General features: G+C 69.1%; 13 protein-coding genes and 1 CRISPR repeat array. Of the genes, 2 read left to right on the top strand and 11 right to left on the bottom strand.

The features are described 5' to 3' along the window. Window positions 1–273 precede the first annotated feature (273 nt). Window positions 274–495, top strand: coding sequence for a FadR/GntR family transcriptional regulator (locus OG559_RS25390; protein WP_405107947.1), 222 nt, complete (start codon window positions 274–276; stop codon window positions 493–495). A 135-nt stretch (window positions 496–630) separates the two neighbouring features. Then, window positions 631–861, top strand: coding sequence for a GntR family transcriptional regulator (locus OG559_RS25395; protein ID WP_405107949.1), 231 nt, complete (start codon window positions 631–633; stop codon window positions 859–861). A gap of 835 nt (window positions 862–1,696) precedes the next feature. Here the strand turns inward: OG559_RS25395 and istB are convergent. The 11 genes from istB to cas6 all read right to left on the bottom strand — a co-directional run bounded on the left by istB (window position 1,697) and on the right by cas6 (window position 14,546). Beyond that, entirely contained in the window at window positions 1,697–2,488 is a 792-nt protein-coding gene (gene istB, locus OG559_RS25400; protein WP_405105721.1) for an IS21-like element helper ATPase IstB, read from the bottom strand. After that, on the bottom strand, window positions 2,488–3,714 hold the full coding sequence (gene istA / locus OG559_RS25405; RefSeq protein ID WP_405107951.1) for an IS21 family transposase: 1,227 nt from the start codon (window positions 3,712–3,714) through the stop codon (window positions 2,488–2,490). Before istA ends, istB begins: the two co-directional genes overlap by 1 nt. Window positions 3,715–4,174: 460 nt before the next feature. After that, a CRISPR array of direct repeats spans window positions 4,175–5,449; the repeat unit is 30 nt; unit sequence GTTGCGATCCCTCCAGGGGTGATGAGCGAC. Between the two features lie 88 nt (window positions 5,450–5,537). Then, window positions 5,538–5,801, bottom strand: a complete 264-nt coding sequence (cas2, locus tag OG559_RS25410; protein ID WP_405107953.1) for a CRISPR-associated endonuclease Cas2 — start codon at window positions 5,799–5,801, stop codon at window positions 5,538–5,540. A 714-nt stretch (window positions 5,802–6,515) separates the two neighbouring features. Beyond that, window positions 6,516–6,779, bottom strand: coding sequence for a CRISPR-associated endonuclease Cas2 (gene cas2 / locus OG559_RS25415; RefSeq protein ID WP_405107956.1), 264 nt, complete (start codon window positions 6,777–6,779; stop codon window positions 6,516–6,518). A gap of 3 nt (window positions 6,780–6,782) precedes the next feature. Then, entirely contained in the window at window positions 6,783–7,763 is a 981-nt protein-coding gene (gene cas1b, locus OG559_RS25420) for a type I-B CRISPR-associated endonuclease Cas1b (protein ID WP_405107959.1), read from the bottom strand. Further along, complete coding sequence (locus OG559_RS25425; RefSeq protein ID WP_405107961.1) at window positions 7,760–8,269, bottom strand: CRISPR-associated protein Cas4; 510 nt, start codon at window positions 8,267–8,269, stop codon at window positions 7,760–7,762. Before OG559_RS25425 ends, cas1b begins: the two co-directional genes overlap by 4 nt. After that, window positions 8,266–10,677 carry a CRISPR-associated helicase Cas3' gene (cas3, locus tag OG559_RS25430; RefSeq protein ID WP_405107964.1) on the bottom strand — a complete coding sequence of 804 codons (2,412 nt, stop codon included), beginning with the start codon at window positions 10,675–10,677 and terminating at the stop codon, window positions 8,266–8,268. Before cas3 ends, OG559_RS25425 begins: the two co-directional genes overlap by 4 nt. Next, window positions 10,674–11,393 carry a CRISPR-associated protein Cas5 gene (cas5, locus tag OG559_RS25435; protein WP_405107966.1) on the bottom strand — a complete coding sequence of 240 codons (720 nt, stop codon included), beginning with the start codon at window positions 11,391–11,393 and terminating at the stop codon, window positions 10,674–10,676. The genes cas3 and cas5 overlap by 4 nt, the downstream gene beginning before the upstream one ends. Then, window positions 11,393–12,451, bottom strand: coding sequence for a type I-B CRISPR-associated protein Cas7/Cst2/DevR (cas7i, locus tag OG559_RS25440; RefSeq protein ID WP_405107969.1), 1,059 nt, complete (start codon window positions 12,449–12,451; stop codon window positions 11,393–11,395). The genes cas5 and cas7i overlap by 1 nt, the downstream gene beginning before the upstream one ends. Continuing rightward, window positions 12,451–13,848 (bottom strand): hypothetical protein, encoded by a 1,398-nt coding sequence (locus tag OG559_RS25445; protein WP_405107972.1) that lies wholly within the window; start codon window positions 13,846–13,848, stop codon window positions 12,451–12,453. The genes cas7i and OG559_RS25445 overlap by 1 nt, the downstream gene beginning before the upstream one ends. Then, complete coding sequence (gene cas6 / locus OG559_RS25450) at window positions 13,836–14,546, bottom strand: CRISPR-associated endoribonuclease Cas6 (protein ID WP_405107974.1); 711 nt, start codon at window positions 14,544–14,546, stop codon at window positions 13,836–13,838. Before cas6 ends, OG559_RS25445 begins: the two co-directional genes overlap by 13 nt. Window positions 14,547–14,595 lie beyond the last annotated feature (49 nt).

Genomic DNA, 14,595 nt, shown 5'->3' on the forward strand with positions numbered 1-14,595 from the left:
GCCTCCGTCCTGGGCTGTCGACAGCGCTGCCCTGCCCGGCCGCTGGAATGACTCGGCTCGGCGCGGCGTGGGTTGATCGGGTCCGGTGCCTGCCGCAACTCGGCAATGGGGGATAAGTGGGCAGGCACCGGACTTGTGCCCCTCCTGGTGCGACCCGAGGACGAACACGACACGTAGCCTAATCAACATAGTTGACCTAGTCTAGCCTGCTCGACATAGTTGATGCAGCTTTCTGGAGGTGATCTACTCGGGGTGCGACCCGAGGAGTTACAGATGACCGCAAAGTACGAGCGGGTGGCAGAGGCCATCCGCGAGCAGATTCGTACCGGCAAGCTGTCCGTTGGAGACAAACTGCCCTCGACTACCGCGCTGCAGACCCAGCACGGCGTGTCCTACGGCTCGATCCGTGGAGCCATGCTGGTGCTCAAGGCCGAGGGCCTGGTCGAGGGCCGCCAGGGCGAGGGCGTCTACGTCAAGGCCAAGCCGACACGCTGAGCACGCTGATAGCGAAGATCCGCTACGACTACATCTCTGCCCTGCGGCCCCCTTCTAGGTCCATCGCTGGACGAGGTCCGCCGGTGAATCGTGATCCAATCGCCGGGCTAGCTGTACTGCCCAGGGAGAGACTGCATGCCCATACCGATGTCGTCGCGGCAGATCGCAGACGACCTGACCGCCCGCATCAGTGGTCGGGAGTACAAGCCCGGCACCAAGCTGCCGTCGCTGCGGGAGCTGTCTGATCTGTACTCGGTCAGCGTGTCAACTGTCCAGCGCGCGTTGGAGCTGACCCGTGAGAGAGGGCTCACCGTGGGCCGCGCCGGCAGCGGAGTGCACGTCGTGGATGAGCCGCCGCAAGTGTAAGAAGGCTCATCGCTGCTTGCGAGGCCACCGTCGGTCCGGCTCGCCCGGCTGATGTCGTTTACCGGCACCCGGTCCGCCTCGGCCTGCTCCAGCAGCCGCCACGCTGCCTCTCGCTCGGCCGACTCCACCTACTCACCCTCGGCAGGTCTTCGGGCGGTCCCGCCCCGGCGTTCTCCGCTGCTCATCCGTCTGCCCGGCAGCGTGCCGGTCTCGTTTGCAATCCCATAGTGATAAGCGACTCGGGACTGCTGCATCCTCCCCATCGGCAACCCCGATTTGCGATCCCTCCAGGGGTGATGAGCGACGCGCAGAGCGGAAGGCAGCCGGCCAGCCGGCGTTCTCGTTGCGATCCCTCCAGGGGTGATGAGCGGCAGGATGTCGGCAACCCGAAGGCCGAGGTCGTCGCTGTCGTTGCGATCCCCCATGAGTGATGAGCGACGCGGTGCGGGCCTTGGCCTTGCTCCGGCCACAGTGTTGCGATCCCTCCAGGAGTGATGAGCGACACCAGCTTTTCGGTCGGGAACACGGCCATGAACGCGTTGCGTTCCCTCCAGGAGTGATGAGCGACAGCCCCTATCGCTTGATGACCGCGCGGGTCAGGAGTTGCGATCCTCCAGGGGTGATGAGCGACGCCGACCCGACATCGCCGGCACCGAACCGCTCCTGTTGCGATCCCTCCAGGGGTGATGAGCGACAGGGAGCCGATGCCGGAGAAGAGGGCCTGGATGAACGGTTGCGATCCCTCCAGGGGTGATTAGCGACCGGTGTCAACGCCGCCTCAACCCTGACCACCGTGGTCCGGCTGAAACTGGACCACCCCCGGGTTGGTTGATTTTTAGTCGTTGGTTTTGGTGGCCGGTGGGACGCGGCCGAGGTCGCGGTCTTTGAGTCGGTAGCTGTCGCCCTTCATGGAGATGACCTCGGCGTGGTGGACGAGGCGGTCGATCATGGCCGCGGCGACGACGTCGTCGCCGAAGACTTCGCCCCACCTGCCGAAGGGCTTGTTACTGGTGACGATCAGGCTGGCGCGTTCGTAGCGGTTGGAGACCAGCTGGAAGAACAGGTTCGCGGCTTCGGCTTCGAAGGGGATGTAGCCGACCTCGTCGACGATCAGCAGCGGGATCCGGCCGAGCTTGACCAACTCGTCTTGAAGGCGGCCGGCGTGGTGGGCGTCGGCCAGGCGGGACACCCACTGGGCGGCGGTCGCGAACGCGACCCGGTGTCCGGCCTGACAGGCCCGGATCCCGAGACCGATGGACAGGTGAGTCTTGCCAGTGCCGGGCGGGCCCAAGAAGACGACGTTCTCCTTCGACGCCACGAAGTCCAGGGTGCCCAGGTGAGCGATCGTCTCCCGCTTCAACGATCGTTGGTGCTCGAAGTCGAACTCCTCCAGGCTCTTGCGTGCTGGGAATCTCGCGGCCCGGATCCGGCCCTCACCGCCGTGAGCTTCCCGGGCGGCCACTTCCCGTTGCAGGCAGGCGGCGAGGAACTCCTCATGCGTCCACGACTCCGCCCGAGCCCGCTCGGCCAGACGTTCGACCGAGGCGGCCAGGGAGGGTGCTTTCAGTGCGCGGCTGAGGAACGCGATCTCCGAGGTGACATTGCGGTTGTTGGTCTTGGCGGCCATCACGCAGCCACCTCTTCCAGGCCGAACATCCGGTCGTAATCGCTGAGCTGCCGGTGCTCGACCTCAGCAGCGCCCACCGGCGCCGGTGCCTGCCGGGCAGCCGTGCGCAGGTCGGCGGCTGCCTCGCGGTGAGCCGGATCGGTGATGCTCTGATGCCTCGCCCAGCAGCGGTCATGCCCAGCAACCTGGCGGCCGTCGCAGAACACCTGCACCCGATCGGCGTCAGCGACGATGTCGACACGACGGCCCACCGCAGCCGGGTGCACCGAGTAGTCGTTGCTGTCCAAACGCACGTAATGATCACGAGGTAACCGCGTCGTCTGTCGCCAGCCAACCACCGGAGCGACCGGCGGCAGCGACAACATCGCCTGCCGGTCGGCGTCCCACCGGTCCACCGGGCGGCAGCCCAACATCCGGTGCCGGCGGTTGTTCGCCCGCACCAGCCAGTCCGCCAACTGGGCGTTGAAGTCTTGCGGTGAGCCGAACCGGCGCCCGGGCAGGAACGACGTCTCCAGATAGCCGTTGGCCCGCTCCACCAGGCCCTTGGCTTCCGGGTCCGCCGGCCGGCACTGAATCACCCGGATGCCCAGGGTGCCACGGAAGCCGTTCATCGCCTCGGTCAACTGCGGCCGACCGGCCCGCCACTGCCCGACCGCGGACTCGTTGTCCCACACCAACGCCCTGGGCACCCGCCCCCAACCAGAGATCAACGTCCAATGCCCGACCAGCAGATCAGCCGACTGCCGCGACGGGATCATCACCGCCGACAGCCACCGCGAATACCCCGACACCATCACCAACACCGGAGGCCGGCCAACCTGCCCGAACCCCAACGACACGTCCGCCGGCGGGAACCACAGATCACACTGCACCAACTCACCCGGCAGATACTCCGTCCGCTGAGCCGGATCCGGACGGCGGAACAACGGCCGGAGTTGCTGCACCCGATCGCAGAACACCGTCTTCCCCCGGGTCCACCCGACCCGTTCCATGATCACCGTTGAGGGCATGTCCGGGAACTCCGCCAACAACACCCGGATCTGCGGCTCCACCGCATCCACGATCGAACCCTTCACCGCCCGCCGATACCGCGGCGGCTCATCACTGGCCAGGGCCTTCTTCACCGTGTTGCGAGACATCCTCAACCGCCGTGCGATGGCCTGAATCGCCATCCCCTCCGACCGCCGCAGCCGCCGGATCTCCGCCCAGTCCTCCACGCTCAGCACCTCCCGATGCTTCAGGAGGTGGTCCCGATTCAGCCGGAACCACGTGGTCAGTTTTCAGGCGGAGCCGACAACCGGCGGCCAAGACCCGTGGCTCAGCTTCGACCCATCCGCGTTGCGATCCCTCCAGGGGTGATGAGCGACTCCGACTACCACTCGGCCCGCGACCTGCCTGCCGCGTTTGCGATCCCTCTAGGGGTGATGAGCGACTCGACTCCGACACGGACGCCGCGATGGCGCTCTCGTTGCGATCCCTCCAGGGGTGATGAGCGACAACCCCTGCGCCGTGGCCCTCGGCGGCATCCTGCGGTTGCGATTCCTCCAGGGGTGATGAGCGACGGCGGCGGGCGGCAACCCGTACGTCATGGTCATCGCGTTGCGATCCCTCCAGGGTGATGAGCGACCCGGGCTCGCGGCCGCGTACGGGCTCGCTCGCGGCCGCGTACGGGCTCGACCTGCCGAGGTTGCGATCCCTCCAGGGGTGATGAGCGACTGCAGCGCCGAGTCGCATCGCATAACCGATCGGTGTTGCGATCCCTCCAGGGGTGATGAGCGACTGCAGCGCCGAGTCGCATCGCATAACCGATCGGTGTTGCGATCCCTCCAGGGGTGATGAGCGACCACGGTCTGTTCCTCCGTGGTGAGGGGCTGACCGGGTTGCGATCCCTCCAGGGGTGATGAGCGACTCGTCGACCAGGTGCTGCCCGAGCCGACCCGGGAGCCGTTGCGATCCCTCCAGGGGTGATGAGCGACTCGTTCCATCCGGCGCGCTTGTCCGCCTTGCGGTGTTGCGATCCCTCCAGGGGTGATGAGCGACTTCACGAACGGATCGCTGATCATGTTCGGTGCCCGTTGTTGCGATCCCTCCAGGGGTGATGAGCGACGCGGGTCCGTCACGTTCAACGCGCGCACCTACCGGTTGCGATCCCTCCAGGGGTGATGAGCGACTCGGATTCCGGCAGGGCGTCGTCCGCGAATGGAAGTTGCGATCCCTCCAGGGGTGATGAGCGACACCACGACCGGATCGTCACCATGCACGACAGCGGGGGTTGCGATCCCTCCAGGGGTGATGAGCGACTGGCCGACCTGGTGCAGCTCGTCCGGGACCACCGGTTGCGATCCCTCCAGGGGTGATGAGCGACGCCGAGGCCACCTTGGGGCTGCTCGGTGAGTCGCCCGCGTTGCGATCCCTCCAGGGGTGATGAGCGACGACGGTGCCCGCTTCGTCCCCGGTGTCGTCACCACGTTGCGATCCCTCCAGGGGTGATGAGCGACAGGACCGCGCGCAGGACCTGGGCGAGCCGGCTGGGTAGTTGCGATCCCTCCAGGGGTGATGAGCGACGTGCCGCTCGCCGTACAGGGACCGGCCGGCGTCCAGGTTGCGATCCCTCCAGGGGTGATGAGCGACACGCGGAGCGCACCAGCCCGGCCCGCGGTGGGTACATGTTGCGATCCCTCCAGGGGTGATGAGCGACGCGATCAGCTTGACCTTTGGCTGCGCGATCTGCAACGGTTGCGATCCCTCCAGGGGTGATGAGCGACAGGGCGACGGGCACCGGCAACGTCACGGCGCAGGGGTTGCGATCCCTCCAGGGGTGATGAGCGACGTCGTCACCGACGGCAACCCGGACCACAAGCCGCGTTGCGATCCCTCCAGGGGTGATGAGCGACACCTGGCCCGGGTGCCCCTGGAGTCCGTCGCCCAGGGTTGCGATCCCTCCAGGGGTGATGAGCGACCCGAACCTTAAGTTGCAGGTCAAACCCGCTTTCTGGGGCTGGGTTTGGCCGAGTTTTGCAGCGGTCCGGCGGTTGTGTATTTGTGCTGGTCAGAGTATCGAATCTGGGTGGCTCAGTTCGGTGCCGAGGGCCTCGACTTGGACGAGGTGCGGTGAGCCGATCCGGTACATGCGGACGCTGTCGTAGCTCAGGTCGAGTTGCTGTCGGAGGGCGGTCATCAGGTTTCGGTGCTGTGCGGCGGAGAGTTCGCCTTCGAAGACGCTGTGTTGGACCCAGTGCAGGTACTGCCGGCATGTTCGCAGTGCGGCGGGGTTGCGTTCGACGGCGGTGTCGTAGACCAGGACGACGAACATCCGTCACCGCCCCAGGGGTGATGAGCGACTGGAGGCCCGGCCGCCGTCGATGCTGGGCCGGTGGGCGTTGCGATCCCTCCAGGGGTGATGAGCGACCCGGCCTCACGGTCAAGCCCCCGCGGGGCGGCGTGTTGCGATCCCTCCAGGGGTGATGAGCGACTAGAGCACCTCGACCCGGACAGCGACCCGCAGGCACCAGTTGCGATCCCTCCAGGGCTGATGAGCGACGCCGATGCCGGAGACAGGCTCCCGGCCAAGGGCCCGTTGCGATCCCTCCAGGGGTGATGAGCGACCCCTCGCCGCCGACCCCGACGTCCTCCGCTGGTGGCTGTTGCGATCCCTCCAGGGGTGATGAGCGACGTCGAGGTGCGTACCGGCCGCAGCGGGCCGGCGTTGTTGCGATCCCTCCAGGGCTGATGAGCGACGCCGATGCCGGAGACAGGCTCCCGGCCAAGGGCCCGTTGCGATCCCTCCAGGGGTGATGAGCGACCCCTCGCCGCCGACCCCGACGTCCTCCGCTGGTGGCTGTTGCGATCCCTCCAGGGGTGATGAGCGACACCGGTGACATCTTCCGGTCCACCACCATGTGGCTGCCGTTGCGATCCCTCCAGGGGTGATGAGCGACCCGAACCTTAAGTTGCAGGTCAAACCCGCTTTTTGCGGCTGGGTTTGGCCGAGTTTTGCAGCGGTCCGGCGGTTGTGTATTTGTGCTGGTCAGAGTATCGAATCTGGGTGGCTCAGTTCGGTGCCGAGGGCCTCGACTTGGACGAGGTGCGGTGAGCCGATCCGGTACATGCGGACGCTGTCGTAGCTCAGGTCGAGTTGCTGTCGGAGGGCGGTCATCAGGTTTCGGTGCTGTGCGGCGGAGAGTTCGCCTTCGAAGACGCTGCGTTGGACCCAGTGCAGGTACTGCCGGCATGTTCGCAGTGCGGCGGGGTTGCGTTCGACGGCGGTGTCGTAGACCAGGACGACGAACATCGGTCACCACCAGGGCCGGAAGGGCTTGTAGCTCGTTCCTTCGAGGCACAGCCGCACCAGCTTGAGTGCCTCCAGGTGAATCAGTTCCTCGTAGGAGGCTTTGCGCCGGAGCTGACGGTGCTGGACCGTGGTGGCCAACTCTTCGCGGACCATGACCGCGACCTTCTTCCGTCCGGCTTGGCTGAGGGATGCGCTGCGGACGTCGCTGACGAAGTCTGCGGGGGTCAGGGTCCGCTGCGCGGCTGCACGGCGGAGCAGCCGTTCGGCGAGCAGCGGCTTGAACGGTTCGGCGAGGTCGAGGGCGAGGGTGTTGCGGCGCCGGTCGGTGTCGGCGTGCAGGAAGCCGATCGCAGGGTGCAACGGGGTGCAGCGGATCGCGGTGAGGACCCGCGAGTACGTGATCGCGTTGAGGTAACTGATGAACGCGTTGCCGGCGTTGCTGGGCGGCCGGCGGGTGCGTCCCTCGAGCCGTAGCCACGGGGGTAGCAGGGTGTCGAGCACTCCCCAGGCGGTGCGCCGGAAGTTGCCTTCGATCCCCATCAGGTCCTCGGTCGACGCGCAGGCTTCGACCTGTGCGGGTAGTCGTTCGAGCGGGCCGTCGAGCAGGTCTGTGTCCAGGGCCCAGGCGATGTTGGCCGCGGTCGTCCTCACCAGGGCCCGCGCTACAGCGAGCCTGGCCTCCGGGTTGGCTGTCAGCGTGACCTGGGCGCGGACGACGTGTGCGGAGGACATGTCGTCGGCGGGGGTCAGCGCGCCGGCGTAGTTGCCGTAGTGGTCGAGCAGGTGCACGGTGACGCCATGGCGGCTCAACAGTGACACCGCAGCGGTGTTGATGTCGGCGTTGTCGAAGACCACAAGGTCGCGGATGTCGGTGATCGGGATGCGGACGGGTTGCCCGTCGGCGCGCTCGATTCGGATGCTGTTGTCCTCGCGCCGGATCCGGCACGGTTCGGTCAGCCAGTAGCTGCGTCCGCTGGCGCTCACGAGTCTCCCCAACAGTAGTCGCGGTACGAGCATCCTCGGCAGTGCGCGCGCGGCAGCCGGGGTGCGGGTCCGTCGGCGGTGATGACCTGGCGGGCGCTGACCTCGGTGGCCTCCGCGGTACGGCGGGCCGACGCGTCCCAGACGACCTTGGTGGTGCGCCGGATCAGCGGGTAGTGCACGACGCCGCCCTGGACGTTCACCCCGCGCCGGGCGAGCAGGAGGCAGTAGTGCAGAACCTGGGCCGCATGCTGCGGCGACGGTTCCCGCGACGACTTCGTCTCGTGGACGATGGCGCCCCGGGTCACCCAGTCGATTTTCGCCGCGCCGAGGTCGACGTCGGCGTGCCGGCGGTACGTCGTGTCGTCGACGCTCTCGCCGAAGGCGACCGCCTCGTTGCGGGCCTCCGGCCGGTAGCCGTGGCTGTACAGCCACAACTGCCGAGGACAGTGCAGCAGGTACTTGATGTGGACGCCGCCGATCTCGTCGGCGTCGGTGTCGGCGTTCACAGGATGGTGTCCCCGGGGCGCGTCACGGTGCCGGTCCTGCGGTCGGTACGACTCAGGTCAAGACCCGTTTCCGGGCTGTACGGTGCGTCGACGACGGGAATCCGGCGGCCGACGGTGCCGGTCGTGTCCAGGGCACGCCACTGCGAGTAGCGGATCGGGATGAGAAGCCCGGCTCCGAGCAGGGCATGACCGTCAGGTCCGGTGGTGAGCCGTTCGTACTCCGGTTGGTCGTCGTGGAGGAGGACCTCGATGGTGTCGAAGGACTCACGGAGCCCGTCGAGGAACTCCTCGCGGTCGGTGAACGGCTCGGTGAAGCTGAGGAACGTGTTGTCGAAGGCGTCCCGGCTGCGCCGGGCCTCGTCGGTCCACCGCCGGCCCCAGTCGCTCCGATAGGCCAGGGTCAGCCAGTGGTCGATCGTCTGCTCGGACATGACCGGGCCGGGAGCGTCCGCCAGTGCCGACCACGCGGCCTCCAGCGCCTCCGGCTGGTAGGGGTGTGGACTTTCCCCACGGTGCACCCGGTACGGCACCGGCCCGTCAGGGTGCCGGCCGAGGCGGTTGATCCGGCCCGCGCGTTGGGCGACCGCCTCGATCGGCGCGAGCTCCGTCGCGCCTCGATCGAAGTCCAGCCGCAGCGACACCTCCACCGCCTGGGTGGCGACCACCAGGCCGCCGCGTCGCGCTGGCTGCCCCGGACGGCGTTCGCTGTGCAGGGTGAGCAGCCGCCGTTCGATGATCGCGCGGTCGCGGGCCCGGAAGCGGGAGTGCAGCAGCAGCGCCGCATCCGGGTTCCCCACGCCCGCCGCCTCCCGCGCGGCGGGAGCCAGGGCGGTGTAGAGCGCCTGGGCGGTGGCGACGGTGTTGGCGACGAGCAGCACGCTATGGCCGTCGCCGAGCCAGGACCGGACGAGGTCCAGGCTGGCCGGTGCGGTGAGCGGTTGTTCGTCGAGTACGAGCCGGTGCCGGTCGGGTGCGGTGCCGACCGGCGCGCGGTGGAAGGCCAGCGGCTGCCGGAGGGTTTCCCGGATCAGCTCCACCATCGGTGGGGCGAGGGTCGCGGACAACACGGCCACCCGGCTGCCCAACTCCTCCCACAGACGCAGGCACGCGCAGAGCCGGCCGAAGGTCTGCGGGTCGTAGGCGTGCAGCTCGTCCAGGACGATCAGGCTGTTGGCCTGCTCCAGCAGGACACTGGCGTACCGGGGGCCGGCAATCGCCCCGATCAGCAGTTGGTAGGCCGTCGCCACCCGGAACCGCTGGGCGAACAGGCGCATCGCCCCGGCGCGGGCGCTGGCCTTGCGTGCTTCGACAGCGGTGGCGGCGCAGTCCTCACTCACCGCGTCGGCGAGTACGGACAGCGCGGCCGAGCCGTGCAGCACCCCGATGTCAGCCGCCGTCTGCCCCGGTGCCGGTGTCAGGTCCTGGGCGAAGCGGGCGGCGGCGGCGTCGATCGACGCCCGATACGGCAGGACCCAGACCACGCGCGGCTGCCCCGGCATGCCGGAGAGTTGGCGCGACGCCCAGGCAAGACCGGACTCGGTTTTGCCGGAGCCGGTGGGTGCCACCAGGACCAGGTGGCCATCGGTTCCGGCGGCCTGCCGCTGGTGCGGATAGGGCTGATACGGCAGCCCGGAGAGGTAGTCCTCCGGCAGCGGCAGGTGGGTGTGCAGGGCGACGTGGGCGGAAGCCGAGTGGTCGGCCAGGGTCACGGCCCCGTGCAGCAGGACGGCGACCAGTCCTCGGCGTTCGTCGACCGGCTGCTCCCACGCGGCGCGTAACTCCCCGAACTGGTCCCGGGCCCGCTGCCAGAGCCGGCGGTCCCCGTCGGCCGGCACGGACACGCCGAGCTGATCGGCGTACCAGGCGAGCAGCCTCCGGTGCCGCCGCAGCGGCACCTGCCCGGCGGGCTGGCCCGGCGGCGGGTCCGGGTCGTGGCCGAACTTTCGCTCCCAGTCCGCCGACCTCGGGTACAGGTCGCGCAGGGCGCCGCTGCCGCCGGCTGAGCACAGCCAGCGGTGATGCAGGCCGACGCCGGCCGCCACCAGGGCCCGTTCGTCGGCCGGCAGCCCGCAGGCGAACAGGCTGACATAGGCCAGCGACAGCACCTCGTGACGCTCGCCCCAGCGATGCCCCGGCAGCTTGACCTGCCGCTGGAACCCCTCCGCGACCTTGCCCGCGTCGTGCAGCAGCGCGGCGAGCGCGACCAGGGCCCAGAATGCGGGGCAGCCGGCAAGCACGCCTGCGGTGCCGATGCGACCGGCGATCATCCGCGCGGCGGCCCAGGTGGCCCGGCTGTGTTCGGTGAGCCGCTCGGCGTGCCCCGCCCGACCAGTGCGGCCGGTCCAGTCGACGGACTTGGCCCACACCTCGTCGAGGAGCGCGTCGAGGGTCGAGTGGGAGGTGCTCATCGCCCCGTCCCGGTCGGCGCGGGGCGTAGCCACACAGCCAGGTCACCGTCGCGGAGCGCGTGGCGCACCGGAAGCCGGCCGGCGGGCCGGGCACACCACAGGTAGTCGCCGTAGTGGGTGATCAGCCGATCGGATCGGACCATCTCCGCGAGCCGGACGGTGACGGCGGCGCCCGCGTCGTGGCCGCCCGGCGGTGCCAGTGCGTGCCCCACGACCGCCTGGCCCGTGGGGCGCAGCAGGACGGCGGTGATCGACCGGACGTACACCAGGTCCTGGCAGCGGCCGAGCCGCAGGCCCCAGGTCGGGCGGCGCAGCGCGGCAGCGATCCGCGTCCCGTCAGGTTCGGGGATCCAGAGCGTCACCGTCAGGTGGGCCAGGAACGGCCGTTCCTTGAGGGTCATGCCGCCCTTGATCGCGCGGACCCGGCCCGAGACCGCCGGGTTCGTGCCGTTCGCGGCGATCGGGTGGTAGGTCTCGGCGTCGACACCGGAGCCGGCGGCGTGAGCGTGGTAGCCGAGCGGCACCGGCTCCGTGCCTGCTCCGGTCGCGGCGGCGAGCATGCCTCGTATCGAGGAGGGCGGCGGCACAGGCAGGCACCGGGTGAGCCCGGGAAACATCGGGTCGCGGAAGGAGGCCACCGGCGCGAACAGCTCCACCCGGGTGGCCTCGATAGCCGCGCTGCCGTCGGCCCGCGCCGTCGTCGTGTGGCTGGTCATCAGGCTGGGTCGTCGAACCAGGCGTCGTGCGTGCCGTCACGGAGTTCGACCGCCAGCTTTCGCAGCATCGTTCGCGGGTGCGCGACGAGCACGTCGCCCGAGTCGATCTCCGAAGCCAAATCCGCCTCGAACTGCTTGCGGGTGACCTCCTTGAACCCGGGCCGCCAACCGACCCGCACCGGCGGCTGCCAGTGCTGGTCCCACGCATCGAGTTCGGCACGCAGCACATCCGCCCGCACCTGCAACCCGGAACCGTCGTCCGCGCCGTTGATCGTGAACTCCAGCGGGTTGACCCCGCCGTCCATGGTCAACAGCATCAGCAGCGCTGGCGTCCGGTCGCCGTAGTGCAACCCCTTCTTCGCCCCGCCCGCGATCTCGGCGAGCGCCTCCAGCAGCAGAGCAGCCCGGTCACGACGGATCGGCAGCGGTAGCCGCACCGCCTGCTGACCCCGGAAGGTCACCGGTTCCGCGCCGGCGTTGACCGCCTCGGCCGCCCGCAGCGCCCCTTCCTGGGTCAGGTAGTTGGCCTTGCCCGCGCCGCGCTCGGTGGGCAGGGTGAACGTGCCCACGCGGGGCAGGTCGAGCAGGAACGGCGCGGCGAGATCGGCGGTGTAGAACTCGTGCGAGTGCAGCACCGGATCGTCGATGCCGCGCGCCATCACGCCGAAATCCTCGGTCGGTCGGGCGGGTCCCACCGCGAGAAGCGTGCCGATCATGAACGGGCTGTCCCGCAGCGTGGTCCTCTCGTCACCCGACTTGGGGGTCGCCTTCATGTAGCCGAACAGGTCGTCGTCGGCGTACTGGATCGGGTCTGCGGCAGTGGTGGCCTTCTGCGCCGTGCTCTGCTTCTTGCCCACCCGGTCGGTGGGGGAGGGCAGCGAGCCCAGCTCGGTCATCGTGTCGCGCAACCAGCGCCGGAACGCCTGCGCGGAGACGTACGGATAGGTCTGCTGCCGGATCAGGGCCTTCTTGACCCGCCCGGTCGTCGCCTCGCCCCGGCCGTTGTTCGGGGCACCCGCGGTCACCGCAAGCACGATCTTGCCAGCCAGATACGCCATCAGGCGTACACCTCTTCCTCGGTCGGATCGAATCGGATCGTGCCGTCGTCCTCGTCGGCGTCGTCCCCCTCGTCCGGCTTGCGGCTGAGCGACACGTCGGCCCGGACAAGCTCGGCCACGACCTCGAAGAACAGTTGGGCCCGCCACCGCCAGCCCTCGGGGCCGGTGGAGAACAGCGTCGGCGTGATGCCGGTGATGTCCGCCGGCCGACCGCTGTCGCGGTACAGCCGGGCGGTGGCCTCCATCAACAGCTTGTGCAGAGCGAAGGCGTTCCCGGCGACCCTCGTGTACTCGTTGAACCGGCCTCGCGGGTTGCGTTCGGCCGTGATCCAGGCCACGACCAGTCGGCGGGCCGGCGCGAGGCGCTCGACATCCATCCCGTACATCTCCTCCTGATAGACGCGGGCCAACCGGCGCCACCCGTCCACCGCGACGGGGTCGGCAGGCGGCTCGGTGAACTCGTGGTGCAGTGCGCGCAGCAGCCGGTCGACCGAGCCGTGCTCGTCGGCGAAGAGCGTCCTGGCGATCGCCGTGTAGCCGCCACGGTTCTTGTCGTGGCGCGCCAGCGCACGCCGCAGCCGATGCCAACCCAGACGGACCGCCGGTGTGGACTCGATGCGGACGAGTAGCCGCCCGATGGCCTGCCGGGTCGCGCTGACCCTCAGCCACGCCTCCTGGTTGTCGTTCTTGAACGACCACAGCACCGCGTCGACCGGGGCGTCTGCGGAGTGGGCGCGCAACGCCGCGAGGGTGACCGCCTCGGCACTCGCGTCAGCGGGCACGCCGGTGAAGCCCACCTGCTGGATACGGCGGGCCCGGGTGACGTTGCGGATGACGAAGCGCCGCTCGACGGCCGGATTCGCGCACATGAGCACGGTCGCGGAGCCGGCGGTGACCCACGCGCCGTACGGCAGGGCCCACAGCGCCACGCGGCAGCTCCGGCAGACCGGCCAGCCCGCCGTTCGCGGCGGCAGGGTGTTCACGGCGTGCGGAGTGTCGAACAGCGGCAGGTGGGCCTTGGCCCACAGCACGGTCGCCGGGGCCGCGCAGAAGGCGCAGGGATGCGCCTGCTCGCCTGCGGTGTCGGGGGCGAACAGGGCCGCCACCAGCGGTCGAAGCGACGCCGCGTCCCTGCCGCGCTTGGCGTGGGTCGGTTTCGCGTTCGGGTAGAGGGCGAACAGGACCTTCCACCAGTCCGGGTTTTTCGGCAGCACCGACACGGCGATGATGTCGTCGACCAACGTTGCGGCGACGGCGTCGAGGTCGTCCGGGGTGACGTCGTCCGGCTGAGCTCGGCCGGCGAGGACCGCCACGGCCCAGGCCCCGCAACGCTGCAACGGGTGCGTGGTCAACGCCAGAACCGGTCGGGTGGGGGAGACCACGGTCAACGCACCCACCCGAACCCCTGGATGGTGGACAGCCCGAGCCCCCACTCGCGCAACGCGCCGATCAGGCGGGGGTCGGCGTCGAGCCGCACCTTCGCGGTCGCGCCGATCCGGATGCCGCCGGAGACGTCGTAGCGTCGCCGAGGGCCGGCCGACAGCACCTCCAGACTGGCGTCGCCCGGCAGACCGAGGAGGTCGGCCTTGTGCCGGATGTTCGCCAGCAGCGCGGCGACGTAACCGTCGTCGTCGGGCAGCAGGTAGCGGTTCTCCCCGGCCTTGACCAGGATGGGTGAGCGGGTCTCCAGGACCGTGGACGACTCGGGGCCGGCCATCGGCTCCAGTTGGGCACCCTTGACGGTCAGGGTGACCGGTCCCCACTGCAGCTCCCGCCGGCTGGTCACGCCGGCCAGCAGAGACGCGGCGAGCACCGGGATCGGCGACCCGAACCAGATCCGGCCGTTCGGCGACATCATGTACGCGTTGTGCCTCTTCGGCGCGCCGAGGAAGACCGGCGGTGAGATGCCCACCGGACGCAGGGAACTGTGTTGCCACCCGGTGTCGTGCAGGTGTGTGGCCAGTGCGGGTGCCTGATCGCTGATCAGGCTGTAGACCACGGCGTGAGCCACACCGTGCACGTACTTCCAGGGGAGTGCCCCGGTCGGCCCGGAGACATCCACGTAGAACCGCATGTAGCTGATCTCCGTTCGCATTTCCTGAACACTGCTGGCAACGATCGGCCGGCAGCGTCGATACGGCTTA

The organism is Micromonospora sp. NBC_01405, from assembly GCF_045040155.1.
Taxonomy (GTDB): domain Bacteria; phylum Actinomycetota; class Actinomycetes; order Mycobacteriales; family Micromonosporaceae; genus Micromonospora.

What these genes read in the sequence shown, in the direction of transcription:
- cas5 (WP_405107966.1), bottom strand. Translation starts at nt 11,393, where the DNA reads ATGACCAGCCACACGACGACGGCGCGGGCCGACGGCAGCGCGGCTATC.
- OG559_RS25390 (WP_405107947.1), top strand. Translation starts at nt 274, where the DNA reads ATGACCGCAAAGTACGAGCGGGTGGCAGAGGCCATCCGCGAGCAGATT.
- cas2 (WP_405107953.1), bottom strand. Translation starts at nt 5,801, where the DNA reads ATGTTCGTCGTCCTGGTCTACGACACCGCCGTCGAACGCAACCCCGCC.
- OG559_RS25395 (WP_405107949.1), top strand. Translation starts at nt 631, where the DNA reads ATGCCCATACCGATGTCGTCGCGGCAGATCGCAGACGACCTGACCGCC.
- cas2 (WP_405107956.1), bottom strand. Translation starts at nt 6,779, where the DNA reads ATGTTCGTCGTCCTGGTCTACGACACCGCCGTCGAACGCAACCCCGCC.
- cas3 (WP_405107964.1), bottom strand. Translation starts at nt 10,677, where the DNA reads ATGAGCACCTCCCACTCGACCCTCGACGCGCTCCTCGACGAGGTGTGG.
- cas7i (WP_405107969.1), bottom strand. Translation starts at nt 12,451, where the DNA reads ATGGCGTATCTGGCTGGCAAGATCGTGCTTGCGGTGACCGCGGGTGCC.
- cas6 (WP_405107974.1), bottom strand. Translation starts at nt 14,546, where the DNA reads ATGCGAACGGAGATCAGCTACATGCGGTTCTACGTGGATGTCTCCGGG.
- istB (WP_405105721.1), bottom strand. Translation starts at nt 2,488, where the DNA reads ATGGCCGCCAAGACCAACAACCGCAATGTCACCTCGGAGATCGCGTTC.